This window comes from Stenotrophomonas sp. SMYL11, from assembly GCF_036320005.1.
GTDB lineage: Bacteria > Pseudomonadota > Gammaproteobacteria > Xanthomonadales > Xanthomonadaceae > Stenotrophomonas > Stenotrophomonas maltophilia_A.
In genome coordinates, this window is sequence record NZ_JAWIRS010000007.1 from 99,224 (window position 1) to 125,313 (window position 26,090).

At 66.6% G+C, this 26,090-nt stretch carries 29 protein-coding genes and 1 tRNA gene; 24 read left to right on the plus strand and 6 right to left on the minus strand.

The genetic code is table 11. The features are described from left to right. Positions 1-77 precede the first annotated feature (77 nt). Positions 78-1,292, plus strand: coding sequence for a cation:proton antiporter (locus tag V3B46_RS12045; protein ID WP_032128538.1), 1,215 nt, complete (start codon positions 78-80; stop codon positions 1,290-1,292). A 55-nt stretch (positions 1,293-1,347) separates the two neighbouring features. After that, positions 1,348-1,989, plus strand: a complete 642-nt coding sequence (locus V3B46_RS12050) for a hypothetical protein (protein WP_329891978.1) — start codon at positions 1,348-1,350, stop codon at positions 1,987-1,989. A 133-nt stretch (positions 1,990-2,122) separates the two neighbouring features. On the opposite strand, the gene V3B46_RS12055 is transcribed toward V3B46_RS12050, so the two are convergent. Then, complete coding sequence (locus tag V3B46_RS12055; protein WP_154353225.1) at positions 2,123-2,866, minus strand: DUF3011 domain-containing protein; 744 nt, start codon at positions 2,864-2,866, stop codon at positions 2,123-2,125. A gap of 157 nt (positions 2,867-3,023) precedes the next feature. Between V3B46_RS12055 and aspS the strand changes: the two genes are divergently transcribed. The 18 genes from aspS to queC all read left to right on the plus strand — a co-directional run bounded on the left by aspS (position 3,024) and on the right by queC (position 19,463). Next, complete coding sequence (gene aspS, locus V3B46_RS12060; RefSeq protein WP_106468917.1) at positions 3,024-4,775, plus strand: aspartate--tRNA ligase; 1,752 nt, start codon at positions 3,024-3,026, stop codon at positions 4,773-4,775. 16 nt (positions 4,776-4,791) lie between these two features. After that, on the plus strand, positions 4,792-5,109 hold the full coding sequence (locus V3B46_RS12065; protein WP_154353224.1) for a DNA primase: 318 nt from the start codon (positions 4,792-4,794) through the stop codon (positions 5,107-5,109). 31 nt (positions 5,110-5,140) lie between these two features. After that, positions 5,141-5,662 (plus strand): GNAT family N-acetyltransferase, encoded by a 522-nt coding sequence (locus V3B46_RS12070; protein WP_154353223.1) that lies wholly within the window; start codon positions 5,141-5,143, stop codon positions 5,660-5,662. A 75-nt stretch (positions 5,663-5,737) separates the two neighbouring features. Beyond that, a complete protein-coding gene (locus V3B46_RS12075; protein WP_032128532.1) occupies positions 5,738-6,370 on the plus strand; it encodes an esterase/lipase family protein in 633 nt (210 codons plus the stop codon). 179 nt (positions 6,371-6,549) lie between these two features. Then, positions 6,550-7,281 carry a YebC/PmpR family DNA-binding transcriptional regulator gene (locus V3B46_RS12080; protein WP_154353222.1) on the plus strand — a complete coding sequence of 244 codons (732 nt, stop codon included), beginning with the start codon at positions 6,550-6,552 and terminating at the stop codon, positions 7,279-7,281. A gap of 105 nt (positions 7,282-7,386) precedes the next feature. Continuing rightward, positions 7,387-7,908, plus strand: coding sequence for a crossover junction endodeoxyribonuclease RuvC (gene ruvC / locus V3B46_RS12085; RefSeq protein WP_032128530.1), 522 nt, complete (start codon positions 7,387-7,389; stop codon positions 7,906-7,908). Between the two features lie 13 nt (positions 7,909-7,921). After that, a complete protein-coding gene (gene ruvA / locus V3B46_RS12090; protein WP_005410756.1) occupies positions 7,922-8,515 on the plus strand; it encodes a Holliday junction branch migration protein RuvA in 594 nt (197 codons plus the stop codon). Positions 8,516-8,564: 49 nt separating this feature from the next. Beyond that, complete coding sequence (locus tag V3B46_RS12095; protein ID WP_154353221.1) at positions 8,565-10,484, plus strand: potassium transporter Kup; 1,920 nt, start codon at positions 8,565-8,567, stop codon at positions 10,482-10,484. Between the two features lie 533 nt (positions 10,485-11,017). After that, entirely contained in the window at positions 11,018-12,058 is a 1,041-nt protein-coding gene (gene ruvB, locus V3B46_RS12100; RefSeq protein WP_154353220.1) for a Holliday junction branch migration DNA helicase RuvB, read from the plus strand. Further along, entirely contained in the window at positions 12,048-12,479 is a 432-nt protein-coding gene (gene ybgC / locus V3B46_RS12105) for a tol-pal system-associated acyl-CoA thioesterase (protein ID WP_071229045.1), read from the plus strand. The genes ruvB and ybgC overlap by 11 nt, the downstream gene beginning before the upstream one ends. 10 nt (positions 12,480-12,489) lie before the next feature. Beyond that, the gene (gene tolQ / locus V3B46_RS12110; RefSeq protein ID WP_154353219.1) at positions 12,490-13,269 is read left to right on the plus strand and encodes a protein TolQ; all 780 of its coding nucleotides are present in this window, start codon (positions 12,490-12,492) and stop codon (positions 13,267-13,269) included. A 24-nt stretch (positions 13,270-13,293) separates the two neighbouring features. Continuing rightward, positions 13,294-13,722, plus strand: coding sequence for a protein TolR (gene tolR / locus V3B46_RS12115; RefSeq protein WP_100473681.1), 429 nt, complete (start codon positions 13,294-13,296; stop codon positions 13,720-13,722). Then, on the plus strand, positions 13,712-14,764 hold the full coding sequence (gene tolA, locus V3B46_RS12120) for a cell envelope integrity protein TolA (RefSeq protein ID WP_329891979.1): 1,053 nt from the start codon (positions 13,712-13,714) through the stop codon (positions 14,762-14,764). Before tolR ends, tolA begins: the two co-directional genes overlap by 11 nt. Before the next feature lie 291 nt (positions 14,765-15,055). Further along, positions 15,056-16,375 carry a Tol-Pal system beta propeller repeat protein TolB gene (gene tolB, locus V3B46_RS12125; protein ID WP_154353217.1) on the plus strand — a complete coding sequence of 440 codons (1,320 nt, stop codon included), beginning with the start codon at positions 15,056-15,058 and terminating at the stop codon, positions 16,373-16,375. A 64-nt stretch (positions 16,376-16,439) separates the two neighbouring features. After that, positions 16,440-16,958, plus strand: a complete 519-nt coding sequence (pal, locus tag V3B46_RS12130) for a peptidoglycan-associated lipoprotein Pal (RefSeq protein WP_005410748.1) — start codon at positions 16,440-16,442, stop codon at positions 16,956-16,958. A gap of 3 nt (positions 16,959-16,961) precedes the next feature. Further along, positions 16,962-17,780 (plus strand): tol-pal system protein YbgF, encoded by an 819-nt coding sequence (ybgF, locus tag V3B46_RS12135; RefSeq protein WP_329891980.1) that lies wholly within the window; start codon positions 16,962-16,964, stop codon positions 17,778-17,780. A 237-nt stretch (positions 17,781-18,017) separates the two neighbouring features. Next, the gene (gene queE, locus V3B46_RS12140; RefSeq protein ID WP_010481613.1) at positions 18,018-18,719 is read left to right on the plus strand and encodes a 7-carboxy-7-deazaguanine synthase QueE; all 702 of its coding nucleotides are present in this window, start codon (positions 18,018-18,020) and stop codon (positions 18,717-18,719) included. A 78-nt stretch (positions 18,720-18,797) separates the two neighbouring features. Then, entirely contained in the window at positions 18,798-19,463 is a 666-nt protein-coding gene (gene queC / locus V3B46_RS12145) for a 7-cyano-7-deazaguanine synthase QueC (protein WP_014038216.1), read from the plus strand. A gap of 127 nt (positions 19,464-19,590) precedes the next feature. On the opposite strand, the gene V3B46_RS12150 is transcribed toward queC, so the two are convergent. Next, positions 19,591-20,547, minus strand: coding sequence for a DUF2268 domain-containing putative Zn-dependent protease (locus tag V3B46_RS12150; RefSeq protein WP_329891981.1), 957 nt, complete (start codon positions 20,545-20,547; stop codon positions 19,591-19,593). A gap of 178 nt (positions 20,548-20,725) precedes the next feature. Between V3B46_RS12150 and V3B46_RS12155 the strand changes: the two genes are divergently transcribed. Beyond that, positions 20,726-20,801 (plus strand) — tRNA-Lys (locus tag V3B46_RS12155). Positions 20,802-20,876: 75 nt separating this feature from the next. Here the strand turns inward: V3B46_RS12155 and V3B46_RS12160 are convergent. After that, on the minus strand, positions 20,877-21,194 hold the full coding sequence (locus V3B46_RS12160; RefSeq protein WP_154353215.1) for a hypothetical protein: 318 nt from the start codon (positions 21,192-21,194) through the stop codon (positions 20,877-20,879). A 547-nt stretch (positions 21,195-21,741) separates the two neighbouring features. Here V3B46_RS12160 and V3B46_RS12165 point away from each other — a divergent pair. Beyond that, a complete protein-coding gene (locus tag V3B46_RS12165; protein WP_329891982.1) occupies positions 21,742-22,593 on the plus strand; it encodes an alpha/beta hydrolase in 852 nt (283 codons plus the stop codon). An 84-nt stretch (positions 22,594-22,677) separates the two neighbouring features. Next, positions 22,678-23,616 carry an alpha/beta hydrolase gene (locus V3B46_RS12170; RefSeq protein ID WP_329891983.1) on the plus strand — a complete coding sequence of 313 codons (939 nt, stop codon included), beginning with the start codon at positions 22,678-22,680 and terminating at the stop codon, positions 23,614-23,616. Between the two features lie 107 nt (positions 23,617-23,723). Here the strand turns inward: V3B46_RS12170 and V3B46_RS12175 are convergent, their stop codons facing one another. Continuing rightward, positions 23,724-24,149: a response regulator gene (locus V3B46_RS12175; RefSeq protein WP_049400506.1), complete on the minus strand. Its 426-nt coding sequence runs from the start codon at positions 24,147-24,149 to the stop codon at positions 23,724-23,726. Positions 24,150-24,243: 94 nt separating this feature from the next. Further along, on the minus strand, positions 24,244-25,011 hold the full coding sequence (locus tag V3B46_RS12180; protein WP_329891984.1) for a CPBP family glutamic-type intramembrane protease: 768 nt from the start codon (positions 25,009-25,011) through the stop codon (positions 24,244-24,246). Positions 25,012-25,160: 149 nt separating this feature from the next. On the opposite strand from V3B46_RS12180, the gene V3B46_RS12185 reads away from it, so the two are divergent. Beyond that, a complete protein-coding gene (locus V3B46_RS12185; protein ID WP_329891985.1) occupies positions 25,161-25,481 on the plus strand; it encodes a TFIIB-type zinc ribbon-containing protein in 321 nt (106 codons plus the stop codon). Between the two features lie 77 nt (positions 25,482-25,558). Here the strand turns inward: V3B46_RS12185 and V3B46_RS12190 are convergent, their stop codons facing one another. Then, the gene (locus tag V3B46_RS12190; protein ID WP_329891986.1) at positions 25,559-26,071 is read right to left on the minus strand and encodes a GNAT family N-acetyltransferase; all 513 of its coding nucleotides are present in this window, start codon (positions 26,069-26,071) and stop codon (positions 25,559-25,561) included. Between the last annotated feature and the right edge of the window lie 19 nt (positions 26,072-26,090).

Consider the following 26,090-nt stretch of genomic DNA (forward strand, 5'->3'; position numbering starts at 1 on the left):
GGTCATTCGAAAATGGCTTGCCGGATCGGTTCGGCGCGCGCATCCTGCGCGCGTTCGAACCCCACGGAAGACCCCCGATGAGCCATGAGTTGATCTACCTGCTGCTGATCTTCGCGCTGCTGGTGATCCCGCGCGCGCTGCAGCGTTTCAGCCTGCCCGCACCGCTGACCTGCCTGCTGTTCGGCATCATCGGCATGCTCTGGCTGGGCGACCAGGCGCACGACGCGGTGATCGGTCTGCTGGCCACGCTGGGCATTTCCTCGCTGTTCCTGTTCGCCGGCCTGGAAGTGGATCTGCAGGCACTGCGCCGTGGCATGTGGCCGCTGCTGGCGCATCTGGTGATCCGTACCGGCACGCTGTTCGGTGTGGGCTGGCTGGCCTGGCGCTACGCGGGGCTGCCGTGGCAGGCGGCTGGCCTGCTGGCGCTTGCGCTGCTGACGCCGTCCACCGGCTTCATCATGGATTCGCTGTCGCGGCTGGGCCTGAGCGAGGACGAGCGGTTCTGGGTGACCAGCAAGGCCATCGCTGGCGAACTGCTGGCGCTGGCGGCGTTGTTCATCGTGCTGCAGGCAGGTGATCCGGGGCACATGGCGCTGTCCAGCCTGGCCCTGCTGGCGATGATGGTCGGCCTGCCGCTGCTGTTCATCGCGCTGGGCCGCTGGGTGGCGCCGCATGCGCCGGGCTCGGAGTTCTCGCTGCTGGTGATGGTGGGCATGGTCGCGGCCTACATTACCTATCTGCTGGGCGTGTACTACCTGGTCGGTGCGTTCATCGCCGGTCTGGTCGCCCGCCTGCTGCATCAGCGCATGCCGCTGCTGGCTTCGCACGAGAACCTGCACGCGCTGCGCCTGTTCGCCTCGTTCTTCGTGCCGTTCTACTTCTTCAACGCCGGCACCAAGGTGCCCAGCGAAGCACTCAGCTTCGAGGCGCTGGGGCTGGGCATCGTGATCACCCTGGTGGTGCTGCCGCTGCGCATCGGCGTGGTATGGCTGCAGCGCCGGGTGATGTTTGGCGAGAGCTTCCGCAGCAGCCTGCGGGTCTCGCTGGCGCTGGCCCCGACCCTCATCTTCACCCTGGTGTTGGCGGCGATCATGCGCGAGCGCTTCCAGATCCCGGCGGTGTTGTTCGGTGCGCTGTTGCTGTATGCGGCGCTGACCACGCTGCTGCCGTCGCTGGTGTTCCGCACGCCGTTCGATGTCGATCCGGTCGAGCAGGAGCCTGCGGGTGAAGGCGAAGCTGCGCCGGTGGCGGCCACCGAAACCCTGCCGGCGGCATCTGCAGTCGATCGCTGAGCGGATGCTGCGCGTGCGGTTTGCGCACTTCGGCCATGGCCGTTAGGGTTGGGGCATGAAACTGCCTGCCGTTGTCACCGCTTCCGCCCTCCTGCTCAGCCTTGCTGCGTGTTCGCAGCGCTCCGACACGGTTGCCCATGATCTGGCGACCGCACCGGCCGATGCCTTCATGGCCGCCATCGCCGCGCATTGCGGCCAGGCCTATGAGGGCCGGGTGGTGGAGGATACGCCGGCACCGACCGGCAAGGATCCGTTCGCCGGCCAGCGTCTGGTCATGCATGTGCGCGGCTGTGCCGATCCGGCGCACGAGCTGCGCATCCCGTTCCATGTCGGCGATGATCACTCGCGCACGTGGGTGCTGACCCGCACCGAAAACGGCCTGCGCCTGAAGCACGATCATCGCCATCAGGATGGCAGCGCCGATGCAATCACCCTCTACGGCGGCGACAGCACGCCGCCGGGCACCGCCGAGCGCCAGCAGTTCCCCGCCGATGCTGATTCGGTGGCGATGTTCCGCCGCGCCGACATGCTGGCCTCTACGCACAACACCTGGGCGATGGAGATTGATCCCGACCAGACCTTCGTCTACGAGCTGACCCGCCCGGAGGGCCGCCGCTTCCGCGTGCAGTTCGACCTGAGCAAGCCGGTTGCCCTGCCGCCTGCACCGTGGGGCGACGACAAAGCGTCCGCCCCGTGATCCCAGGGTCGGATCCCTCCTGCGGAGGGCCCCGACCCCAGAAAGACCCTCCGTAGATCCACGCCATGCGTGGATGCGGGATACCGGACCGGGGTCAGAGCCCTGGCCGTCGGCCAGGGATCCGACCGTGTACTTACCGCGTACCGAAACGCGCGCGGCAGCCGTTGCTCACCCACACCTGGCCACGTGAGTAGCCCCAGCTGCGGCCCTCCTGGCAGGCGCTGCCGGACAGTTGCTGCTGCAGCACTGGCCGACCCTGGCGCTCGTCCCAGTCGCAGGTCTGCGAGCGGTTGTTGTTGCTGCTGCAGGTAACCGAGTAATTGCTGTTGCCGCCGCCCCAACCGCCACCGCCGCCGCCCCAGCCGCGGGCCTCGGCGAATTCGGCGCGGCAACCGCCACTGACCCAGATCGCGCCATTGCGCACGCCCCATGTACGCCCTTCGTTGCAGGGGCTGCCGGACAGCTGGCGGACCAGGCGGGCATTGCGCCAGCCGACCGGGCAGCTGCGCTCGCGGTTGTTCTGGCTCTCGCAGCGGATGGTCTCGCCGGGGCGGCCGTTGTTGCCGCCCCAGCCACCGCCATTGCCGCCGCCCCAGCCACCGCGGGCCTCGACGAATTCCGCGCGGCAACCGTTGGTGACCCAGATGCTGCCGTTTCGGCTGCCCCAGGTGCGTCCTTCATCGCAGTCCGAGCCGGACAGCTGGCGCACCAGCTGCGCATTGCGCCAGCCGGTGTTGCAGACCCGTTCGCGGTTGTTCTGGCTTTCGCAGCGGACCACGCCGCTCTGCGCATGCGCGGAAGGGGCGGGCAGGGCAAGGGTGCCCGCGGCACCCAGGCTGAGGGTTACGGCCAGGCTGGCCAGGGACAGCGGTTTCATGGCGGCATCCCATACGGTGGCAGGTGCCCGACTATAGGGATGGGGGCGATCAAGCCGGTGTGACTGGCCGGATTTGCCCCGGCCGGGGCCTCGGCCGCAGAATACGAGGCTTTCCGGCCCCCATCCGGTGCCGGCGTTCTCCAGCGGAGCTTCCCCCATGCGTACCCACTTCTGCGGCCTGGTCGATGAGACCCTGATTGGCCAGACTGTCACCCTCGCCGGCTGGACCGACGTGGCCCGTAACCAGGGCGGCGTCTGCTTCATCGATCTCCGGGATCATGAAGGCATCGTGCAGGTGACCGTGGAAGTCGACAACGCCGACGTGTTCGCCGTGGCCGCGTCGCTGGGCTACGAGGACGTGCTGCAGGTGGAAGGCGTCGTGCGTGCCCGCCACGCGGTGAACGACAAGATGCGCACCGGCAAGGTGGAAGTGATCGCCACCGCCATCACCGTGCTGAACAAGGCCGCGCCGCTGCCGTTCCACGCCCACGAGAATCCGGGCGAGGAAACCCGCCTGAAGTACCGCTACCTGGACCTGCGCCGCCCGGAAATGCAGCGCATGCAGCGCACCCGCATCAAGCTGGTGCAGGCCCTGCGCCGCCATCTGGACGAAAAGGGCTTCCAGGACATCGAGACCCCGATCCTGACCAAGGCCACCCCGGAAGGCGCGCGCGACTTCCTGGTGCCGGCGCGCATGCACCCGGGCGAGTTCTACGCCCTGCCGCAGAGCCCGCAGCTGTTCAAGCAGATCCTGATGGTGGCCGGCTTCGACCGCTATTACCAGATCGCGCGCTGCTTCCGCGACGAGGCCCTGCGTGCCGACCGCCAGCTGGAATTCACCCAGCTGGACATGGAATTCGCCTTCGTCCGCGAGCGCGACGTGCAGGATTTTGTCGAGGACATGATCCGCGCCATCTTCAAGGAAGTGGTCGACGTCCAGCTGGATGCCAGCTTCCCGCGCATGACCTGGGCCGAGGCGATGCGTCGCTACGGCTCGGACAAGCCAGACCTGCGCATCGCGCTGGAACTGGTGGACGTGGCCGAGCTGGTCAAGGACAGTGAATTTGCCGTGTTCACCGGCCCGGCCAATGATGCCGAAGGCCGCGTCGCCGCGCTGCGCATCCCGGGCGGTGCAGCGCTGAGCCGCAAGCAGATCGACGAGTACGCCGCGCACGCCGCCAAGTACGGCGCCAAGGGCCTGGCCTACATCAAGATTGCCGACAACGGCGAAGTCAGCTCGCCGATCCAGAAGTTCTTCAGCGAGGAATCCTTCGCCGCGCTGGTCGCCCATGTCGGCGCCGGTAACGGCGACATCGTGTTCTTCGGCGCCGGTGGCTACAACAAGGTCTCCGACTTCATGGGCGCGCTGCGCCTGAAGGCCGGCAAGGACTTCGGCCTGGTTGCCGACGGCTGGGCACCGCTGTGGGTCACCGACTTCCCGATGTTCGAGTGGGACGAGGAAGAACAGCGCTATGTCGCCCTGCATCACCCCTTCACCGCACCGGCCGTGGACGACATCGCCGACCTGCGCGCCAATGCCCGTACCGCCGTTTCGCGCGGCTACGACATGGTGCTCAACGGCAATGAGATCGGCGGTGGTTCCATCCGTATCCACCGTCCGGACATGCAGAGCGCGGTGTTCGAGCTGCTCGGCATCGGCGCCGAAGAAGCCCGCGCCAAGTTCGGCTTCCTGCTCGACGCGCTGAACTACGGCGCGCCGCCGCACGGTGGCATCGCCTTCGGCATCGACCGCATCGCCGCGCTGATGGCCGGCACCGAGTCGATCCGCGACGTCATCCCGTTCCCGAAGACCACCGGTGCGCAGGATCTGATGACCGATGCGCCGTCGCCGATCGTCGACACGCAGCTGGCCGAAGTGCACATCCAGGTTCGCCCCAAGACCAACTGATCAGGAGATCCAGGCAATGACCGAGTTTGCGTTTTCGCTGGAGTGGGAAAAGCTGGGCAATGAAGGCGCCGAGGCCAATCTGGTCACCGAGCGTGCGCGCGTGTTCGGTGGTTGGCTGGTTCGCGTCGGAACCAACCCGGCGGCGATGGCCCTGACCTTCGTCGCCGACGGCGAAGGCCGTTGGGACGGTGAAGACTTCGGCGTCGAGGATTACGAGGACGACGAAGAGGAAGAGTACGACGAGGACGAGGAAGGCGAAGAAGAGGACGAGGACGAAGAGGAATACGAGGAAGAGGACGAGGAAGAAGAAGCGGAATCGCCTGAAAAGGCTTGACCCGCGCTTCGCCCTGACGTCAACTTCCTGCATGTATTCGATCCGCCGCGCCACCGTGGACGACGCGCCGACCCTGTCGGCGCTGGCTGCCCGCACGTTCACCGAAACCTTCGGCCATCTGTATCCGCCGCAGGACCTGCAGGCCTTCCTCGAGGAGGCCTACACGGTCGAGCGCCAGCGCGTGATCCTGGCCCACCCCGATTACGCGGTGTGGCTGTTGGAGCTGGACGGGGAGGCGGTCGGCCATGCCGCCGCCGGCCCCTGTGGCCTGCCGCACCCGGACGTGAAGCCCGGTGACGGCGAACTCAAGCGCCTGTACCTGATCAAGACGCAGCAGAGCTGCGGCTGGGGCAGCCGCCTGCTGGAAACTGCGCTGGCCTGGCTGGAACACGAAGGCCCGCGCACGCTGTGGCTGGGCGTGTGGTCGGAGAACTTCGGCGCACAGCGTTTCTACGCCCGCTATGGATTCGAGAAGGCGGGCGAGTACCTGTTCCCGGTCGGTGACACCCAGGACCTCGAGTTCATCCTGCGCCGCGCACCGCGCGCGATCTGACGTTCACCGCCGCTTGCTGCGCGCGCGTGTTCAATCACCGTACGTTTCCGCCCCGCTGACCGCCAGGCTGTTTGCATGACTCCCCCCGTATTGCTGCTGCATGGCATCTGGAATGCCCGTGCCTGGGTCGGGCCGCTGGCCTGGCGCCTGCGCGCGCGTGGTTTCCAGGTGCACGCGTTCGGTTACTCCTCGGTGTTCGGTGGCCCCGACGTGGCCGTGCCGCAGCTGCTGGAGCGGCTGGCCGATGCCGGCCCGTTGTCGCTGGTCGGCCACAGCCTGGGGGGATTGCTGGCGTTGGAGGCCTTGCGCCGCCAGCCGCAGCTGGATGTGCAGCGCGTGGTCTGCCTGGGCTCGCCGCTGCGCGGCAGTGGCACTGCGCGTTCGCTGTCCGAGCACGGCTGGGGCCTGGCGTTGGGGCGCAGCAGCGATCTGCTGCTGGATGGCCTGCCGGACTGGCAGGGCAGGGCCGAGGTTGGCCTGATTGCCGGTTCGGTGCCGCACGGGCTGGGCAGCCTGCTGGGCGCCATCGACGATGCCTCCGACGGTACCGTGGCCCTGGCCGAGACACGCCTGCCGGGCCTGGCCGACCATTGCGTGGTGCGTACCAGCCACAGCGGCCTGGTGGTATCGCCCGATGCTGCGCGGCAGACCGCGCATTTCCTGCGCCACGGCCAGTTCGACCACAGCCGCGACGCCGCCGCCGCGTAAGGCGGTTCGCCGGGCAGGGCGATGCACTCTCGGTAGCGCCGGGCCATGCCCGGCGGCAGTAGTTCCACGCCATGCGTGGATGGCGCCTTCCCGATATCCCTTCGGCCCTAGACACGGTTGCCGCCCCCGATCAGGTAGAATCCGCGCCTTGATCCTGAAGCAGCCAGACGGTAGCACCCATGGGTAGAGGCCCCTCCATCGAAGCCCGCAAGAACGCGTCCGACGCGAAGCGCGGCAAGATTTTCACCAAGATCATCCGCGAGATCGGCGTTGCCGCGCGCGGCGGTGGAGGCGACCCCAACAACAATCCGCGCCTGCGTGTGGCCGTGGACAAGGGCCTGGCCGTGAACATGTCCAAGGACGTGATCGAGCGCGCCATCAAGAAGGCTACCGGTGAACTGGAAGGCGTCGATTACGAGGAAATCCGCTACGAGGGCTATGCCCCGGGTGGCGTGGCCGTGATCGTCGACTGCCTCACCGACAACCGCGTGCGCACGGTGGCCGATGTCCGCCATGCGTTCAGCAAGTGCGGCGGCAACATGGGCACCGAAGGCTCGGTGGCCTTCATGTTCAAGCGCCTGGGCGTGCTCAGCTTCGCCCCGGGCGCCGATGAGGAAGCCATCACCGAAGCGGCCATCGACGCCGGCGCCGATGACATCGTGGTCTACCCGGACGACGGCTCGATCGACGTGGTCACCAGCCCTGACGCGTTCAACGCGGTCAAGGATGCGATGGCCGCCGCTGGCCATGCCGCCGACCACGCCGAAATCACCTTCCGCGCGGACAACGACATCAAGGTCGAGGGCGAGGTTGCCCTGCAGGTCAAGAAGCTGCTGGACATGCTTGAAGACCTGGACGACGTGCAGGACGTGTACTCCAACGCCGAACTCGGCGCCGACGCCTACGCCTGAGCCGTCTTCGACGGCCTGGGCGCGGGCCGTTGAACGGTCACCGCGGACAGTCATGAGCCCATACGCCTGCCAGCGCCTCCCGTTCCGCCCCGCCAGGAGTGCAGCATGACCCGCATCCTCGGCATCGACCCCGGTTCGCAGCGGACCGGGGTCGGCATCATCGATGTCGACGCCACCGGCCGCGTCAGCCACGTGCACCACCAGCCGCTGGTGCTGCTCGGCGCCGACGATTTCCCGCAGCGCATGAAGCTGCTGGTGCTGGGCCTGGCTGACCTGTGCCGCGAGTACCAGCCGCAGGAAGTGGCCATCGAACGCGTGTTCATGGCCCGCAACCCCGATTCGGCGCTGAAGCTGGGCCAGGCCCGCGGCGCGGCGATCTCGGCGGTGGTGCTGCGCGATCTGCCGGTGCACGAATACGCCGCCAGCGAGATCAAGTTGGCGGTGGTCGGGCGCGGTGGCGCCGAAAAGCAACAGGTTCAACACATGGTCGGGCTCATGCTCAACCTGAAAACCAAGCTGCAGGCCGACGCGGCCGACGCGTTGGCAGTGGCGATCACCCATGCCCACGTAAGGGCGACGGCCAACCGCCTGGGGCTCAGTGCCCGCCAGGCGTGGGGCCGCAAATGAGGAGCTGCACGCAATGATCGGTCGACTGCGCGGCATCGTCGCCTACAAGGCGCCGCCGTGGCTGGTGGTGGACGTGAACGGAGTAGGTTACGAGCTGGAGGCGCCGATGAGCACCTTCTACGACCTGCCCGAGCTCGGCCGCGAGGTCACCCTGTACACCCATTACTCGCAGAAGGAAGACAGCGTCTCGCTGTACGGCTTCCTGCGCGAAGGTGAGCGGCGCCTGTTCCGCGACGTGCAGAAGGTCAGTGGCATCGGCGCGAAGATCGCGCTGGCCGTGCTGTCCGGCGTCACCGTCGAGGAATTCGCGCGCATGGTCCAGGCCGGTGACATCACCGCGCTGACCCGCATTCCGGGCATCGGCAAGAAAACCGCCGAGCGCATGGTGCTGGAGTTGCGCGACCGCGCTGCCCAGTTCGGTGCCGGTGGCGCACTGCCGACCGGCAGTGGTCCGGCCCCGGCCGATCCGCTGTCCGATGCCACCGTGGCCCTGCAGCAGCTGGGCTACAAGCCGGCCGAAGCGGCGCGCATGGCCCGCGATGCCTTCAACGAAGGTGACGAAGTGGCCACCGTGATCCGCAAGGCGCTGCAGTCGGCGCTGCGCTGACCCGCCTTCCTTTCCCCCAACCCACCGCCTGAGCCTCGCCAGGAGTCCCATGTCCAGCAGTCAAACCCCGCACGCGGCCGCCCCAGGCGGTCATGGTCACGCCCCTCCAGCCGGAGGCCTGGCGCTGATCATCGGTGCGATCGGCGTGGTCTTCGGCGATATCGGTACCAGCCCGCTGTACACCCTGAAGGAGGCGTTCTCGCCGCACTACGGGCTCAACAGTGACCACGATACCGTGCTGGGCGTGCTGTCGCTGGCGTTCTGGGCGCTGAACATTGTGGTCACGCTGAAGTATGTGACCATCATCATGCGCGCCGACAACGACGGCGAGGGCGGCATCATGGCGCTGATGGCGCTGACCCAGCGCACGCTGCGCAACGGGTCGCGCTCGGCCTATGTGGTCGGCATCCTCGGCATCTTCGGTGCCTCGCTGTTCTTCGGCGATGGCGTGATCACCCCAGCGATATCGGTGCTGGGTGCGGTGGAAGGCCTGGAGGTTGCCGCGCCAGGACTGCACGCCTTCATCGTTCCGATCACCGTGGTGGTACTGCTGGCGGTGTTCGCGGTACAGCGCTTCGGTACCGCGAAGATCGGCAAGCTGTTCGGGCCGATCACCTCGATCTGGTTCATTTCGCTGGCGGCGATCGGCATCTACAACATCGTCGATGCACCGGAAGTGCTGAAGGCGTTCAACCCGTGGTGGGCGATCCGCTTCTTCATGGAGCATGGCTGGCACAGCATCTTCATCCTCGGCGCGGTGGTGCTGGCAGTGACCGGCGGTGAGGCGCTGTACGCCGACATGGGCCACTTCGGTGCCAAGCCGATCCGCCACGCCTGGTACTTCTTCGTGCTGCCGTGCCTGGTGCTGAACTACCTGGGGCAGGGCGCGCTGGTGCTCAACCACCCCGAGGCGGTGAAAAATCCGTTCTTCGAAGCGGTGCCGTCGTGGGCGCTGTATCCGATGATCATCCTGGCCACCATGGCCGCGGTGATTGCCTCGCAGTCGGTCATCACCGGCGCGTTCTCGGTATCGCGCCAGGCCATGCAGCTGGGCTACATCCCGCGCATGCGCATCAAGCACACCTCGCACGACACCATCGGCCAGATCTACATCCCGGGTATCAACTGGGGCATCGCGGTGATGGTGATCGGCCTGGTGCTGGCCTTCCGCAGCTCGTCCAACCTGGCGGTGGCCTATGGCATCTCGGTGTCGGCCACCATGCTGATCGACACCCTGCTGCTGGCACTGGTGGCGCGCACGCTGTGGCCGAAGGCCCGCAACTGGATCCTGCCATTGTGCGTGGTGTTCTTCATCATCGACCTCGGCTTCGTCATCGCCAACGGCGCCAAGCTGCTGCAGGGCGCCTGGTTCCCGGTGGTGCTGGGCATCTTCCTGTTCACCATGATGCGCACCTGGCGCCGTGGCCGCGAGCTGCTGCGCGATGAGATCCGCAAGGACGGCATCCGCCTGGATACCTTCCTGCCGGGCCTGATGCTGGCACCACCGGTACGCGTGCCGGGCACCGCGGTGTTCCTCACCGCCGACCCGACCGTGGCCCCGCACGCGCTGATGCACAACCTCAAGCACAACAAGGTGCTGCACGAGCGCAACGTGTTCCTGCACGTGGAAACCCTGCCGATCCCGTATGCGATGGAAGGGCAGCGACTGAAGATCGAATCGGTGGGCGACGAGTTCTACCGCGTCTACGTGCGCTTCGGTTTCATGGAGACCCCGGACGTGCCGCTGGCGCTGATGCGCTCGTGCGACCACGGCGGCATCTACTTCGACCCGATGGACACTACCTTCTTCGCCAGCCGCGAGACCATCGTCGCCACCGCCAACCGCGGCATGCCGATCTGGCGCGACAAGCTGTTCGCGCTGATGCACAGGAACGCCGCACCGGCTACGGGCTTCTTCCGGATTCCGGGTAACCGCCTGGTCGAACTCGGCGCGCAGGTGGAGATTTAATCTCCACCTGCGCTACGTCCCACGATTTGCGGTGCAAATCGTGGGCCCCGCGCGCATTCCACCTTATCCCCGCGCCTGTCGGCGCGCCCCCTTGAAACGCAGGCGCCTTGGGCGCCGGCGTTCCGCGCATCCCACCTTATCCCCGCGCCTGTCGGCGCGCCCCCTTGAACAACAAGGGGGCTCCACTTGCGGAGGCGCCGCGCGCTTGAAGCTTGGCCTACTCTGCTCTCCAGTTTCCTCCACGCCTGGATCTACCGTGTCGACCAAGGTCGACACCTACCAAGAGCAGCCCATGTCATTCCGACAGATCGCAGGACTCTGTCGAAGGCGGGGTGGGTCCGGTTGCGGGGCATCCGCGCCATGGATGGCGCGGCTGAGCCCCCATGGACGGGTTTACGGCGTCCCCGCAACCGGACCCACCCCGCCATTCCCCAGGAAGCCCGCTTCGGCTGTTGCTTTGGATGTTGCCGTTGCCTTTGCGGGTGCCGGGCGCAGCCCGGCCGAAACCCGTACTTTTGCCGCATAATCAGCACATGACCGACGACCGCATCATCGGTGCCGGCGCCACCCGCGAGGATGACGCCGCCGACGCCAGCATCCGCCCCAAGCGCCTTGCCGACTACCTCGGCCAGGTGCCGGTGCGCGAGCAGATGGAGATCTACATCCAGGCGGCCAAGGGTCGGGGTGACGCGCTGGACCACGTGCTGATCTTCGGGCCACCGGGCCTGGGCAAGACCACCCTGAGCCATGTGATCGCCAACGAACTGGGCGTGGCACTGCGGGTCACCTCCGGCCCGGTGATTGAAAAGGCCGGCGACCTCGCCGCGCTGCTGACCAACCTGCAGCCGCACGATGTGCTGTTCATCGACGAGATCCATCGCCTGTCGCCGGTGGTGGAGGAAGTGCTGTACCCGGCGATGGAAGATTTCCAGATCGACATCATGATCGGCGAAGGCCCCGCCGCGCGCTCGATCAAGATCGACCTGCCGCCGTTCACCCTGATCGGTGCCACCACCCGGGCCGGCCTGCTGACCGCGCCGCTGCGCGACCGCTTCGGCATCGTCCAGCGCCTGGAGTTCTACAGTGTCGAAGAGCTGACCCGCATCGTGCGCCGCTCGGCCTCGATCCTGGCCATCGACTGCACCGCCGACGGGGCAGGGGAGATCGCGCGCCGTGCGCGTGGCACCCCGCGTATCGCCAACCGTCTGCTGCGCCGCGTGCGCGACTATGCGCAGGTGAAGGCCGGCGGCCACATCGACGAGGCCGTGGCCCAGGCTGCGATGAAGATGCTGAAGGTCGACCCGGAGGGCTTTGACGAGCTTGACCGGCGCCTGCTCAAGACCATGGTCGACTACTTCGATGGCGGCCCGGTCGGCATCGAATCGCTGGCGGCGGCGCTGTCTGAAGAGCGTGGCACGCTGGAAGACGTGGTCGAGCCGTACCTGATCCAGCAGGGCTTCCTGGTGCGCACCGCGCGTGGCCGCATGGCCACCCACAAGGCCTACCGGCACATGGGCCTGAAGCCGAAGAACCCGCCGCAGGACCTGTTCGCGGAGGTTCCCGATGTCGGTTGAGCCCCGATTCAGTTGGCCGACACGCATTTACTGGGAAGATACCGACGCAGGTGGCGTGGTCTACCACGCCCGCTACGTGGCCTTCATGGAACGGGCCCGGACCGAATGGATGCGCGCGTTGGGCTACGGTCAGGAGCGCATGCGCGCCGAGCACGGGATGGTCTTCGCGGTGCGCTCGATGCAGATGGATTTCATCAAGCCGGCACGGCTGGATGACACCCTGCAGGTGAGTGCCCGCCTGGTCCAGCTGAAGAAGGCCAGCATGGTCTTCGACCAGCAGATCCTGCGCGACGGCGAGCTGCTGCTGTCGGCGCAGGTCCGCATCGCCGCACTGGAAGCGGCCAGTTTCCGCCCGCGTGGCATGGACGAGGCCGTCCTTGCCGTGCTGCAACCCCACCTCCACCCCGAATCCGAACACTGAGGAACAACGGATGATCGCAACGCTCCTGGCCCTGCAGGCCACGGTCACCGAGGCACTGCCGGCCGATGTCAGCAACGCCGCGACCCAGACCCTTGCCCAGGCCACCACCGGCGGCGGCATCAACTACCTCGAACTGATGGCCAAGGCCAGCTTGCCGGTGAAGATCATCGTGCTGCTGCTGCTGATCGGCTCGTTCGTCAGCTGGGTGATCATTTTCCGCAAGGCCCGCGTGTTCAAGCAGGCCACCCGCGAAGCCGACGAGTTCGAAAACCGCTTCTGGTCCGGCGCCGACCTGGGCAAGCTGTACAGCTCGGCCACCGACCGCAGCCGCAATGTCGGCGGCCTGGAAGCCATCTTCGAAGCCGGCTTCCGCGAGTACACCCGCCTGCGCGACAAGCGACGCCTGGACGGTCGTGCCCAGCTGGAAGGTGCCCAGCGCGCGATGCGCACCACCTACACCCGCGAAGTGGACCAGCTCGAGCGCAACCTGGAGCTGCTGGCCAACATCGGTTCGACCGCGCCGTACGTGGGCCTGGTCGGTACCGTGTTCGGCATCATGGTGACCATGCACGACATGATCAGCAGCGGTGCGCAGGCTGGTATCGCCGCCGTCGCGCCGGGCATCTCCGAGGCACTGTTCGCCACTGCCATCGGCCTGTTCGTGGCGATCCCGGCGGTGTGGGCCTACAACCGCTTCACCACCCGCGTAGAGCGCATGTCGGTGCGGTTCGAGACCTTCGCCGAAGAGTTCAGCTCCATCCTGCAGCGCCAGAGCGCTGGCGACGAGTAAGCGCCTGACCCGGGAGTCCAAGCCATGTCCGCTGCCATCGGTCGCCGCAAGCGCCGCAAGCTGAAATCGGAAATCAACGTCGTTCCCTATATCGACGTCATGCTGGTGCTGCTGATCATCTTCATGGTCACCGCACCGCTGCTCACCCTGAGCTTCGACGTCGACCTGCCGCAGTCCAACGCCAAGGCGCTGGAGAGCAAGCAGGACCCGGTGATCGTCTCGGTGCGCCAGGACGGCCAGCTCAGCCTGAAGCTGCCCGACGCCAAGGAACCGACCGCCGTGTCGGCCGAGGAACTGGAAGGCCGCCTGGCCGGCATTGCCGCCCAGGACAAGGGCGTGCGCGTGATCGTTGCCGCCGACCGCGCCGTGGCCTATGAACAGGTCATCGCCGCGATGGATGTGATCAAGCGCGCCAAGGTAGACAAGGTAGGCCTGGCCACCGATGCACGCTGACGCCCTGCCACCTCCGCATCAGCGCGAACCCGGCTGGGGCCTGCCCCTGGCGCTGGCGTTGCTGGTGCACCTGCTGGTCGCGCTGGTGTTCATCGTGGCCTGGTTCTGGTCGCCTGAGCGCAACACCGATGCTGCCGCCGGCGACCCGTCGGTCGAGGCTAGCCTGGCGCTGTCGGCGTCCGAGGCGTCCGCCGCGCGCCAGGCCCTGCGCCAGTCGGAAAAGCTGGAAGACCTGCCGCCGCCGGTGGTCGAGCCGATTCCGGTGCCCGAAGACACCATCCCGCCGCCGCAGCCGATTCCCGAGCCGCGCCCGCAGGACGCCCCCACGCCGCAGCAGCAACAGGCGCAGGAGCGTGTCGCGCAGCCGGACACCAAGGACCAGGAAGCGGTGAGTGCGCTGGCCATCTCGCAGGAGAAGGCCAAGCAGGAACAGGAAGCCAAGCGCCGCCAGGAGCAGATCGACCTGACCGAACGCAAGCGCCAGGAAGAAGCGGAGCAGAAGCTGCGCCTGGCCAAGCAGCAGGAAGCGGACGAGAAGAAGAAGCAGGCCGAGCAGGAGCGCGTGGCCGCTGACAAGGCCGAGGCCGAGAAGCAGAAGAAGATCGCCGAGATCCGTGCCCGCCGCGAGCAGGCCGAGAAGGAAGCCAAGCTGGCCGAGCAGAAGCTGCGCCAGGTCGCCGCCGCGCGCAACGCGGCCGGCAGTGCGGCTGCCGGTGCCAGTGGTGCCTCCCGGCCGGCCGCCGGTGGGGGTGGCAGCAGCGATGATCTGACCGCCAAGTACGCTGCGGCGATCCAGGCCAAGGTGCGCGACACCTGGACCCGCCCGGACAGCGTGCCGCTGGGACAGAAGTGCCAGGTGACCATCACCCAGATCCCGGGTGGACAGGTGCTGCAGGCCAAGGTCGGTGCGAACTGCCCCTATGACGAGGCCGGCAAGCGCTCGATCGAGGCCGCCGTGCTCAATGCCCAGCCGCTGCCGTACCGGGGCTTCGAGTCAGTGTTCAACCGCACGCTCAACCTGACCTTCACTGCGCAGGATTGATCGGGCAGGGCAGGGCAGGGCGGTCATCAGGCCGCCCGCGCCCAGGGCTGTCGCGCTTGCCTCTGGTGCGCTCGGTTTCGACCGGGCAGGCTGTCGGTTGCTGTCGAACACTGCCTTCTAGGGGGCGGTGTGGCCGGGGCAAGCGGGCGCGATGTTAGCCACGAAGTTAACGGTGCGTGAGAAGACGGGCTGGAACTGACCCGGAATTCACGTACCCTTGGTTCATGATTGCGAAGCGGTTCACTCCCGCTTTGTTATCCCTCGTTCCGGTTTCCCCCTATTGAGCGCTCCATGAAAAAGATGCCTCGCTGGCTTGCCGTGTTTGCGGCCCTGTTGCTGCCCTTTGCTGCCGTCGCGCAGCAGAAGGGGCTGGATATCGACATCATCGGCGGCAATGCCTCCGCCCTGCCGATCACCATCGTGCCGATGCCCTACCAGGGTTCGTCGGCCGCTCCGCAGACCGACGTCGCCGGCGTGGTCCGCGCCGACCTGGAGCGCTCGGGCCAGTTCCGCACGCTGCCGGAAGCGCAGATCGTCGAGAAGCCCGTGCGTGGCGGTGAGATCCAGTTCGCTACCTGGCGCGCGCTGAAGCAGAACTACATCGTGGTGGGCCGCGTGCTCGACGCCGGTGCCGGCGCCTACCGTGTCGAGTACGAACTGTTCGACGTACCGAAGGGCGAGCGCCTGCTGGGCCTGGCGATGACCGCCCGTGGCAATGCCATGCGTGACGTGGCCCACCAGATGGCCGACGCCATCTACGAGAAGATCACCGGTGTCCGTGGCGCCTTCTGGACCCGCATCGCCTACGTGACCGCCAGCGGCAAGGGCGACGCCATGCGCTACGCGCTGATGGTGGCAGACTCCGACGGCTACAACCCGCAGACGATCGTGCGTTCGGCCGAGCCGCTGCTGTCGCCGTCGTGGAGCCCGGATGGCAGCAAGCTGGCCTACGTCAGCTTCGAGCGTGGCAATTCGGCGATCTACATCCAGAACATCGGCACCGGCGCGCGCGAGCTGGTCACCAGCTTCCGTGGCATCAACAGCGCTCCGGCGTTCTCGCCGGACGGCCGCAAGCTGGCCCTGACCCTGTCGCGTTCGGGTAACCCGGAAATCTACGTGATGGACCTGGGCAGCAAGCAGCTGACCCAGCTGACCAACCACTTCGCCATCGATACCGAGCCGACCTGGGCACCGGACGGCAGCGCGGTGTACTTCACCTCCGACCGCGGCGGCCGTCCGCAGGTCTACAAGGTCGGTGCGGGCGGCGGCAGCGCCGAGCGCGTGACCTTCCAGGGCAACTACAATGCCAAGCCCTCGGTGTCCTACGACGGCAAGAAGATCGCCGTCGCCCAGGGCTCGGGCAACAGCTACAAGATCGCGATGATGGACAGCTCGCTGGGTTCGCCGCGCTGGAGCACGCTGTCCCCGGGTTCGCTGGATGAATCGCCGAGCTTCGCGCCCAACGCAAGCATGGTGTTGTATGCCGCCCGCGAAGGTGGCCGTGGTGTGTTGTATGCCGTCTCGGCCGATGCGCGGGTCCGCCAGCGCCTGGTCCTGGCCGATGGTGATGTGCGCGAACCGGCATGGTCCCCATACCGTACCCAGCGCTAAAAGAGTGTTAATATTTTCGTTGTCTTGAACCCCTCATCGGCCTAGGAGCCACAAAGGTATCGCCATGAACAAGTCCACCCGCGTTCTGCTTGTTTCCCTGCTGTCTGTGGCCGTCCTGGCCGGTTGCTCGAAGAAGGTGAAGGAAGAGCCGGCAGCCCCGGTCGACACCGGCACCTCGACCACCACCCCGACCGGTCCGTCGACCTCGGGCCTGTACGGCCCGGGCGACCTGGACACCGACGCTTGCCTGCGCCAGCGCGTGGTCTACTTCGACCTGGACAAGGAAGACGTGAAGCCGGAATTCCAGGCCATCATGGCTTGCCACGCCAAGTACCTGCGTGACCGTCCGTCCTCGCGCATCACCCTGCAGGGCCACACCGACGAGCGCGGTTCGCGCGCGTACAACCAGGCCCTGGGCGAGCGTCGTGGCAACGGCGTCAACTCGGCCCTGCAGGCCAACGGTGGCTCGGCTTCGCAGCTGACCGTCGTGTCCTACGGTGAAGAGCGTCCGGTCTGCACCGAGTCGAACGAGTCCTGCTGGTCGCAGAACCGTCGCGTCGAAATCGTCTACACCGCGCAGTAATCCATGCGTATTGGCATCAAACTGATGCTGGTCGTTGCGGCAGCCCTCGTGGCTGCCGCACCGGCGCATGCACAGCGACAGAGCCTGGCCGACCGCGTTGGCGCGATCGAGCAGCAGATGTACAACAACAGTGCCAACCAGGACCTGTTGAACCAGATCAATCAGCTGCGGCAGCAGGTCACCAGCCTGCAGGCCTCGATCGAGCAGTTGCAGCACGACAACGCCCAGCTCAAGCAGTCCGCCCAGGACCAGTACCTGGATCTGGACAGCCGCCTGAACCGGTTGGAAGGGGGCAATGCCGCCCCGGCCCTGCCGCCCGTTCCGGCGAGCGTGCCGAAGGCCGCTCCGGCCCCGGCAAAACCCGCAGCGGCGGCCACTTCCGAGCGGCCGCCTTCCGTCCATGGTGATGCCGGCAGCCTTGCCGCCACCGGCGACGAGCGCACCTCCTACAACGTCGCCTTCGATTCGCTGAAGGCCGGCAAGTACGATGATTCGGCGCAGCTGTTCCTGAGCTTCCTGCAGCTGTACCCGAACGGCGTCTATGCGCCGAATGCGCTGTACTGGCTGGGCGAGAGCTACTACGCCACCCGTAATTTCCCGATGGCCGAGACCCAGTTCCGTGAACTGCTCTCGCGCTATCCGACCCACGACAAGGCCGCAGGCGGCCTGCTCAAGGTTGGCCTCTCGCAGTACGGCGAGGGCAAGGTCGACCAGGCCCAGCAGACGCTGGAGACCGTCGTGGCGCAGTACCCTGGCTCGGACGCCGCGCGCACCGCGCAGGACCGCCTGCAGTCGATCCGCCTCGGCAAGCAGATCCGCTGATCCACTGACCGGGCGTACAATGGGTGCCCTGTAGAGCCGAGCCCATGCTCGGCTGCTTTCGTTTCCGGACCGGCAAACCCGCCCGGATCCGGTAGCGCCGGGCCATGCCCGGCGGCTTGCATTACCGGCTGGGCCACACCCGACCGGCTGCAGTTGTAGAGCCGAGCCATGCTCGGCTGTTTTCGTTACCGGCCACGGTAGCCCACCCGCCACGTGTCCCATCAAGAAGTCCCCGCCATGACCGCCGTTACCCCGTCCAGCGCCGCCGCCACACCCAGCGAGATCGTGCAGTCGCCGCTGCCACGCCTGAAGATCACCGAGATCTTCACCTCGCTGCAGGGCGAAGCCGATACCGCCGGCTGGCCGACCGTGTTCGTGCGCCTGACCGGCTGTCCGCTGCGTTGCCAGTATTGCGACACCGCCTATGCCTTCCATGGCGGCACCTGGTGGGACATCGATGACATCGTGGCCGAGGTGCTGGCCCAGGGCGTGCGCCACGTCTGCGTGACTGGTGGCGAGCCGCTGGCACAGAAGCGCTGCCTGGTACTGCTGCAGAAGCTGTGCGACGCCGGCATGGATGTCTCGCTGGAAACCTCCGGTGCGCTGGACGTCAGCGCAGTGGACCCGCGCGTGTCGCGCGTGGTCGACATCAAGACCCCGGGCTCGGCCGAAGTGGCGCGCAACCGCTGGGACAACCTGCCGTTGCTGACCGCCCGCGACCAGATCAAGTTCGTCATCTGCAGCCGCGAGGATTACGACTGGGCCAAGTCCCTGCTGGCCGAGCACGATCTGGTGAAGCGTTGCACCGTGTTCTTCTCGCCGAGCAAGGGTGAGATCACCGCGCGCCAGCTGGCCGACTGGATCGTCGAGGACCGGCTGCCGGTGCGCTTCCAGATGCAGTTGCATAAAATCCTGTGGAACGACGAGCCGGGCCGATGAGCCCGGGCAACGTTCCCTGATGTAGCTCCGGCGCGGGACAGCGTGCTGGCTTTCCCCTCCCAACCGGATGTTTTTCCCATGAAGAAGGCAGTCGTGCTTCTCTCCGGCGGCATGGATTCAGCCGCCGTCATCGCCATGGCCCAGGAACAGGGCTTCGCCGTGCATGCCCTGAGCGTGCGCTACGGCCAGCGCCATACTTCCGAACTGGATGCCGCCGCCCGCGTGGCCAAGGCGCAGGGCGTGGTCGCGCACAAGACCGTGGACGTGGACCTGCGCAGCATCGGCGGTTCGGCGCTGACCGACGATATCGACGTACCCGAGGCCGGCGGTGCCGGCATTCCGGTCACCTACGTGCCCGCGCGCAACACCATCATGCTGTCGCTGGCGTTGGGCTGGGCCGAAGTGCTCGGCGCCAATGACATCTTCTGCGGCGTCAACGCCGTGGACTACTCCGGCTACCCGGACTGCCGTCCCGAGTTCGTGGCCGCGTTCCAGGCGCTGGCCAACCTGGCCACCAAGTCGGGCGTGGAAGGCGCAGGCATCAAGGTGCACGCGCCGCTGCAGTTCCTCAGCAAGGGCCAGATCGTCAGCGAAGGCGTGCGCCTGGGCGTGGACTTCGGCCTGACCGTGTCCTGCTACAACGCCGACGCCAACGGCGCCGCCTGCGGCCACTGCGACGCCTGCCGCCTGCGAGCGCAGGGCTTTGCCGAAGCCGGCGTAGCCGACCCGACGCTGTACGCCTGACCATCTCTGGTAGTGCCGGCCGCTGGCCGGCTTCCCTGATGGGTGTGAATTCCCAGATGGTGGTTGCGAACTGCTCCTCGGTGGGTGCCAACCTTGGTTGGCACTGTCCGCCAGGCAAGGCCCGGCGTTATCTCTGCCGCAACCACCCCGACGCGTCAATAAACGCCCGTACCGCCTCCGGATCGGCATAGTCCAGCTCGATCATCCGCGCGATCGCCGCCTTCTCATCAGCCTGTTGTCGCATGTACTCCTGCGTGATGCGATACCCGGCGTAGTACCCCACATCACTCACCCCGAACGGATTGCGGGCGCTGTTGTAGAGCCAGTTGTCGAGATTTTCCCCGTTCATCTCAGCAATGAAGCGCGTGCGGATTTCCGCTTCGTGTGCTGCGCCGTAGTCGTAGAAGGGCAGTGCTGGCCGGCGCCCGCTCAGCCGCTCCGCCACATACTCGGCCACACCCTCGCGCACCGCGTACTGGGCCAGGCTGCCGGTGGTCTCGCGCTGCTGGGTATGCACGTACTCGTGCAGGTTGTTCTGCGCGTTGTTCGCCCCCGGGCGGCTGTCGTAGAAGATCCGCAGGCGGCTGCGCATCGGCTCAGGCAGCTCGCTCACGTCCACGCGCTCATCGCCCAGCGCCATCTCCGCTCCGATCAGCACCTTGTCATCCAGCGTGGTGCCGCCGGTACGCAGAACACCGACCGCATAGGTGATGGTGGCGGGGCGCAGGGCGGGGTAGAGCGTACGGAAGGCGGTCAGGTCCCGTTCCAGTGTGGCGCTGGCCTGCTGCGCGTTGGCGGTCAATGGGCGTACCGACGTCCAGAATCGAGGCCACGCACGCATTGCCTCGGCGTATTCGCGGGCGGTGTAGTTGCGGACCTGCATCAGCGCATGCAGGCCGGGGCTGCCCGGATCGATGTAGTGCTGCTGGACCAGCGCCACCTGGCGCTCGGCATCAGGCTCGGCGCGCACCGCGTCATAGGTGGCCCAGAAGCGGCCGATGTCGTCGGTGACGACCTGGGATGGGGCGGCCAGTGCCGCATAGGGCAGCAGCAGGGCGGCAATGAGGCAGAAGGGCAGGCGCATTCGTGGCTCCGGGCAGGAATCACAGCTGGGATGCGTCGGAGGCCCGAAAGGTTTAAGGCGGCGGCCCAGATCGGGGTAGTGCCGGCCGCTGGCCGGCAACCTCATGCATCAGGGTTTCACCCGGCCCGGCAAAGTAGGGTAGAATGCCGACCCCGCCGAAAGGCTGGGGCAGTGCAATGGGCCGTTAGCTCAGTCGGTAGAGCAGAAGACTTTTAATCTTTTGGTCGAAGGTTCGAATCCTTCACGGCCCACCATTGCATCCAATGACCCAGGTCATCCAGAAAGGCACCGCCAAGCGGTGCCTTTTTTGTGGCGCTCGTCTAGGGCAACTACTTCGTCCGCGCATTCTTCGCTTTAGCCGCCGCCGCGTCGGCAGCCTCCTGTGCGGCCGTTGCTGCCGCATTCGCAGAACGTGCCGCCTCCGCTCTTGCGGCCTCGAAATAGGTGAGCCGCTGCAGACTGGTTCTGCGTCCCAGTTCCATCGCTGCGGCGAAGCTCTCCGGATGCTTTGCAGCACAGGCCTCCTGCACCAGTTGCACGGCACGATCAGACAGCCCGGGCTGGATGTTGCCGAGCAGGCAATCGGCATACGGTACGGGCGCGGCCGGGCTGGCGGCCAGCGCGGCGATGAGTACGGCACTCAACATGCAAACCTCCTTGTAGGTTTCGAAGGGACTGGTGACCAGTCCATCCCAAGTATGGACCGGTTCCGGGTACAACGGCGGGTACGCCGGCCGGATATCCCGGCACACCAGTTCCGCCAGCCCGCGGCAGGCGAAGAACGACCCATCGACCGGCAGCGCTCAGCGGCGTGCAGCATTTCCGCCACAGTCAGCATGCCAACGGCGGCACGCTTCGCGCGTGGCATCGCGGATGCGCTTGAGGCATCCCCAGAATGCGCATCCACGCATGGCGTGGATCTACTTTCGCCTGAGAACAATCGCTGCGATGACGGCTGCGATGCCGACCGGGATCAGGATGACCGCCAGAAGAATGATCCAGTGCCAAATGCTGAAGCCCCCCATGTCCCAACTCCTTGTAGGAAACGACGAATGCTAGCAAAACGCGATTGCAGTCATTTCCCGATACAGTTCAAGCATCGCGCAGCGCCGTAGCATATGTGCAGGCATGCCGAATCGGCCGACGCCTCGGCCTCGGCGTTATGCTCGGCACTTTCCCAGGATGGGCCGCTCCATGCGCTTGATCGTGCTGTCGCTGTTGTTGTCCGCTGTCTCCGCCGCGCCGTTGATGGCCGCCGAGCCGGCGCCGTCCGCACAGGTCGCCGCCGTAACCCCGCTGGTCATCGGCGAGACCTTCACCATTGAATCGAAGGCGCTGGGCGAAACCCGCCGCATCAACGTTTACCGCCCGCAACCCTGGGGTCTGGACCCGAAGGCACCATTGCCGGTGCTGTACATGGCCGATGGCGGCATCGGCGAGGACTTCCTGCATGTGGCCGGGCTGGTGCAGGTGCTGAGCGGCAACGGCAGCATGCGTCCGTTCCTGCTGGTAGGCATCGAGAACACCGAACGCCGCCGCGACATGACGGGCCCCAGCAAGGACCCGCAGGACCAGAACATCGCGCCCCGCATCGGTGGATCGGCGGCCTACCGCAGCTTCCTGCGCGATGAACTGATGCCGCAGGTGCGCCAGCGCTACCCGACCACCGACGAGCGCGCGCTGATCGGTGAATCGCTGGCCGGCCTGTTCGCGGTCGAGACGCTGCTGCAGGAGCCGACGCTGTTCAACAGCTACATCGCGCTGGACCCCAGCCTGTGGTGGAACCGTGGTGCAATGTTGGCCGGAGCGACCAAACAGCTGCCGGCGGTGACGCGCGCACAGCCGCAGGTGTTCCTGGCCAGCAGCGGGCAGCCGGAACTGGCCGCATCCACTGCACGACTGGCCGAGTTGTTGCAGCAGGCTTCGCCGTCGCCGCTGGTGAAGTACCTGCCGCTGCCTGAGGAAACCCACGCCACGATCTATCACCCGGCCGCCCTGCAGGCGCTGCGCACGCTGTTCCCGGCGCCGCCACCGGCCTCGCCCTGACCTGGCGTGGCACTGCGTCGCATGACGTGTGAGGATGCGGTAGCGGCGCCAACCGGGTGCGTCGCCCGCAACGGGAGAGCGTGGATGCAGCGTGTGCGTGGATGGAGTGTGGCGGCCTGCCTGGCCGTGAGTGGCTGCGCGATGTCGGTGGCGCCACCGGCAACGCAGAGTGAAGCGAAGGAAAGCGCGGCAACTGCAGCGCCGGGCGTGGTGCTGCCGGATACCGAAGCGCTGCGCGTACATGACCCGGTGGGGCGCGATTACCCGATCTGGGTGGCGCTGCCGGCCGACTATGCCGCGCACCCTGAAAAGCACTATCCGGTGCTGTACGTGACCGATGCGCTGTACAGCTTCCCGCTGGTGCGCAGCGTGCGCAACATGGTCGGGCAGAAGGGCGTCAACATCGAGGATTTCATCCTGGTCGGGCTGCCGCCGCAGGAGGGCCTGACTTCGAAGCAGAGCCGTTCGCGTGATTACACCCCCAGCAATCCGGCGCGCACCGATCCGCGTGACTACAGCGATGACGTCAGCTATGGCGGTGCGGCACATTACCGCGATTTCCTCGCCGAGCACGTGCTGCCAATGATCGATGCACGCTACCGCACCGATCCGGCGCGACGCGCCTATGCTGGCCATTCCTACGGCGGCCTGTTCGGCGCCTACGTGCTGACCACGCGTCCGGACATGTTCCGGACCTACATCCTGTCCAGCCCGTCGCTGTGGTTCGACAACCACCTTGTGCCGCGCCTGCAGGCCGAGGCCACGGCGCCTGCGCAGCCGACCACCGTGGTGCTGTCAGTCGGCAGCTTCGAGACGGTCAAGCCCGAACCGCGCTATTTCACCCGCAACGACATGCTGCGCCACAACGCCGAGTTCGCCGAGCAGCTGCGCGGCAGTAGGCGCTCGTTGAAGGTGGACAACATGGTGATCGACGACGAGGACCACTTCACGGTGTACCCGGACATGATCACCCGCGCGTTGTTGAAGGTGTTCCCAGGCAGTAGGCCCTACAGCAGTGGCTGATCCCAGGTTCAATCCACGCATGGTGTGGATCTACCGATGGTGCTGACGTGGATCCACGCCGAAGAGAAACGGAATCAGTAGATCCACGCCATGCGTGGATGAATGCCTCAGGCCGCGCTGGCCTGCGGCGGCGGTATCAACGTGGCATCCGCTGCATGGCGGAAACACAGGCGGATGGCATCGAGCAGCTCGCTCATGCTGTACGGCTTGGGCAGGAAGTGGATGCCGGCGCGCAGCTGCGGCAGCACGCGGTGCTGGTCCATGCCGGAGGTGACCAGGATCGGCAGCTGCGGCAGGTGCTCGCGCACGCGGTTGGCGGTTTCGATGCCGCTGATGCCGCCCAGGCAGACGTCGGTGAACAGCAGGTCGAACGGTTCGCCGGCGTTGAGCAGGCCCAGTGCGGCCTCGGCGCTGCTGACGGCGGTGACCTGGCAGGCCTGGCTTTCCAGGGCGAGGCGACTGAGTTCCTGGGTTTCCTCGGCGTCCTCGATCAGCAGGACGCGCGGTTCCACAAAGCGCTTGGACAGCAACATGACGCGGCAACTCCGGACAACAGGGGGAGCGAAAGGCGCGCAAGTATGCGCAAGCCGGTAGTGATCCCGGCGTGCACGGCAAGCTAAGTGGGCGTTACAGCTGTCCGCGCCGCTGGCGGCGGACGTGCCAGGCCAGCACCAGCACGGCCAGCAGGGCGGTGCCGATGCGCAGGCTGGTGGCCTGCCAACCCAGAGCGAGCGCGTCGTCGAGGCTGAACACGTTCCAGGCCAGGTTCATCGAAATGTGCAGGACCAGGCCGCACCACAGGGTGTCGCCGTCGAGGTGGTCGAGCCAGGCGAAGATGAAGCCGCCCACGGCGATCACCGCGCCGACGAACAGCGCGATGCCGCCACCGTCGAACCCACCGAAGCCGAGCCAGTGCACCATGCCGAACAGCAGTGCCTGCGGCAGTGCGAGCAGCTGCCACGGACCACGCATGAGCTTCATCAGCAGCACGAAGCCGAGGCCACGGAACAGCACTTCCTCGGCCAGCGGGAACAGCACGGCCAGCATGGTGGCGTCCAGCGCGGTCAGCGCGGTGTTCGGGGTAGCGAGCACCGCCAGGCCCAGCCAGCAGGGCAGGCTGGCCAGCAGCACCCACATCGGGCCGCCCCAACCGTTCCCGCGCAGCCCGAGGCTGGCCAGCAGGCCCATGCCACGGGGCCGCAGCAGCGCGGCCAGCAGTAGTGCCACCAGCACCGCCAGTGCGTTGTCCAGCAGGCTGCCGCCGTAGGGAATGGGCAGGGCGGGAATCGGCGTGCCGATGGCTGCGGCGATATCGCGCAGGTTCAGGCCGAGGCCGACGCCCAGCAGGACCAGCAACAGGCGCGCGGCGTTGGGCAGGCGGGACAACGCGGTCATGTACGCACTCCTTGCGGAACAGGGGCTCAGTGTGTGCGACTGCTGCCGCATCGGCACGCGTCGGAAGTCCCTGTGCCATCGGTCATGCGTTGCCGCACAGTCATCACAGGGCAGGTACAGTCGTTACCAGACCGACAGGAGCAATGCCGATGCTGTGCCCCGTGTGCAAGACCCAGACCCTGCAGATGGCCGAACGCCATGGCATCGAGATCGACTACTGCCCCGGCTGCCGAGGCGTGTGGCTGGATCGTGGCGAACTGGACAAGATCATCGAGCGTGCCGGTGCCGGTGCCGGTGCCGGTGTGGCCGTGCCGCCGCCCGCGCCTGTGCAGCAGCATCCGGCATCCTCTCCGCCGCCGGTGATGCACCGTGATACCCGCCACTTGGGCCAGCGCTACGAGGACAACCGGGGCCACGGATACAAGAAAAAGAAGAAGGACAGCTTCCTGTCTGAGTTGTTCGACTTCTAGTTTGTAGAGTCCAGCCATGCTCGACTGTTGGCGGTAACAGCCAGTCGAGCAAGCTCGACTCTACATGGGGCGCGTGATCACGGCCGCCGCAGGATGAACTCGCGGTCGTGGGTGTCGCCGACGATGAAGTCGTACTCGCCAACCTTGCTGCAGCCGTAGCGCGCATAGAAGCGCTGTGCGCCGAAATTCTCTTCCCACACGCCCACCCACAGGGTGCGACGCTGTGGTTGGTCCAGCCACGCCATGAACGCGTCCATCATGCGTGCACCGTGGCCGTCGTTCTGGTATGCGGCCAGGATGTAGAACCGCTTCAGTTCGATGTCGCCCCCGCGTGACTCGGCATGCGGCAGGGTGTTGGCACCGGCGGCCAGATAGCCGACCACCGACTCACCGTCCATCAACAGCCAGATGGCACTGCGTGGATCGGACAGTTCGATGCGCTGCGGCTCGCTGCTGTAGTGGTCCTGCAGGAAATCGTGCAGCTCCTGCGGTGGATAAGAATCGCCCCAGGTTTCGTTGTAGGTGGCAATCGCGATGGCCGACAGCGCGTCGACGTCGGCAAGGGTGGCGCGGCGGATCTGCAACGACATGGCGGTGCCTGCATTGGAA

Excerpts from the sequence above, each read along its gene's own strand:
- V3B46_RS12045 (WP_032128538.1), top strand. The coding sequence starts at position 78 with ATGAGCCATGAGTTGATCTACCTGCTGCTGATCTTCGCGCTGCTGGTG.
- V3B46_RS12050 (WP_329891978.1), top strand. The coding sequence starts at position 1,348 with ATGAAACTGCCTGCCGTTGTCACCGCTTCCGCCCTCCTGCTCAGCCTT.
- V3B46_RS12055 (WP_154353225.1), bottom strand. The coding sequence starts at position 2,866 with ATGAAACCGCTGTCCCTGGCCAGCCTGGCCGTAACCCTCAGCCTGGGT.
- aspS (WP_106468917.1), top strand. The coding sequence starts at position 3,024 with ATGCGTACCCACTTCTGCGGCCTGGTCGATGAGACCCTGATTGGCCAG.
- V3B46_RS12065 (WP_154353224.1), top strand. The coding sequence starts at position 4,792 with ATGACCGAGTTTGCGTTTTCGCTGGAGTGGGAAAAGCTGGGCAATGAA.
- V3B46_RS12070 (WP_154353223.1), top strand. The coding sequence starts at position 5,141 with ATGTATTCGATCCGCCGCGCCACCGTGGACGACGCGCCGACCCTGTCG.
- V3B46_RS12075 (WP_032128532.1), top strand. The coding sequence starts at position 5,738 with ATGACTCCCCCCGTATTGCTGCTGCATGGCATCTGGAATGCCCGTGCC.
- V3B46_RS12080 (WP_154353222.1), top strand. The coding sequence starts at position 6,550 with ATGGGTAGAGGCCCCTCCATCGAAGCCCGCAAGAACGCGTCCGACGCG.
- ruvC (WP_032128530.1), top strand. The coding sequence starts at position 7,387 with ATGACCCGCATCCTCGGCATCGACCCCGGTTCGCAGCGGACCGGGGTC.
- ruvA (WP_005410756.1), top strand. The coding sequence starts at position 7,922 with ATGATCGGTCGACTGCGCGGCATCGTCGCCTACAAGGCGCCGCCGTGG.
- V3B46_RS12095 (WP_154353221.1), top strand. The coding sequence starts at position 8,565 with ATGTCCAGCAGTCAAACCCCGCACGCGGCCGCCCCAGGCGGTCATGGT.
- ruvB (WP_154353220.1), top strand. The coding sequence starts at position 11,018 with ATGACCGACGACCGCATCATCGGTGCCGGCGCCACCCGCGAGGATGAC.
- ybgC (WP_071229045.1), top strand. The coding sequence starts at position 12,048 with ATGTCGGTTGAGCCCCGATTCAGTTGGCCGACACGCATTTACTGGGAA.
- tolQ (WP_154353219.1), top strand. The coding sequence starts at position 12,490 with ATGATCGCAACGCTCCTGGCCCTGCAGGCCACGGTCACCGAGGCACTG.
- tolR (WP_100473681.1), top strand. The coding sequence starts at position 13,294 with ATGTCCGCTGCCATCGGTCGCCGCAAGCGCCGCAAGCTGAAATCGGAA.
- tolA (WP_329891979.1), top strand. The coding sequence starts at position 13,712 with ATGCACGCTGACGCCCTGCCACCTCCGCATCAGCGCGAACCCGGCTGG.
- tolB (WP_154353217.1), top strand. The coding sequence starts at position 15,056 with ATGAAAAAGATGCCTCGCTGGCTTGCCGTGTTTGCGGCCCTGTTGCTG.
- pal (WP_005410748.1), top strand. The coding sequence starts at position 16,440 with ATGAACAAGTCCACCCGCGTTCTGCTTGTTTCCCTGCTGTCTGTGGCC.
- ybgF (WP_329891980.1), top strand. The coding sequence starts at position 16,962 with ATGCGTATTGGCATCAAACTGATGCTGGTCGTTGCGGCAGCCCTCGTG.
- queE (WP_010481613.1), top strand. The coding sequence starts at position 18,018 with ATGACCGCCGTTACCCCGTCCAGCGCCGCCGCCACACCCAGCGAGATC.
- queC (WP_014038216.1), top strand. The coding sequence starts at position 18,798 with ATGAAGAAGGCAGTCGTGCTTCTCTCCGGCGGCATGGATTCAGCCGCC.
- V3B46_RS12150 (WP_329891981.1), bottom strand. The coding sequence starts at position 20,547 with ATGCGCCTGCCCTTCTGCCTCATTGCCGCCCTGCTGCTGCCCTATGCG.
- V3B46_RS12160 (WP_154353215.1), bottom strand. The coding sequence starts at position 21,194 with ATGTTGAGTGCCGTACTCATCGCCGCGCTGGCCGCCAGCCCGGCCGCG.
- V3B46_RS12165 (WP_329891982.1), top strand. The coding sequence starts at position 21,742 with ATGCGCTTGATCGTGCTGTCGCTGTTGTTGTCCGCTGTCTCCGCCGCG.
- V3B46_RS12170 (WP_329891983.1), top strand. The coding sequence starts at position 22,678 with ATGCAGCGTGTGCGTGGATGGAGTGTGGCGGCCTGCCTGGCCGTGAGT.
- V3B46_RS12175 (WP_049400506.1), bottom strand. The coding sequence starts at position 24,149 with ATGTTGCTGTCCAAGCGCTTTGTGGAACCGCGCGTCCTGCTGATCGAG.
- V3B46_RS12180 (WP_329891984.1), bottom strand. The coding sequence starts at position 25,011 with ATGACCGCGTTGTCCCGCCTGCCCAACGCCGCGCGCCTGTTGCTGGTC.
- V3B46_RS12185 (WP_329891985.1), top strand. The coding sequence starts at position 25,161 with ATGCTGTGCCCCGTGTGCAAGACCCAGACCCTGCAGATGGCCGAACGC.
- V3B46_RS12190 (WP_329891986.1), bottom strand. The coding sequence starts at position 26,071 with ATGTCGTTGCAGATCCGCCGCGCCACCCTTGCCGACGTCGACGCGCTG.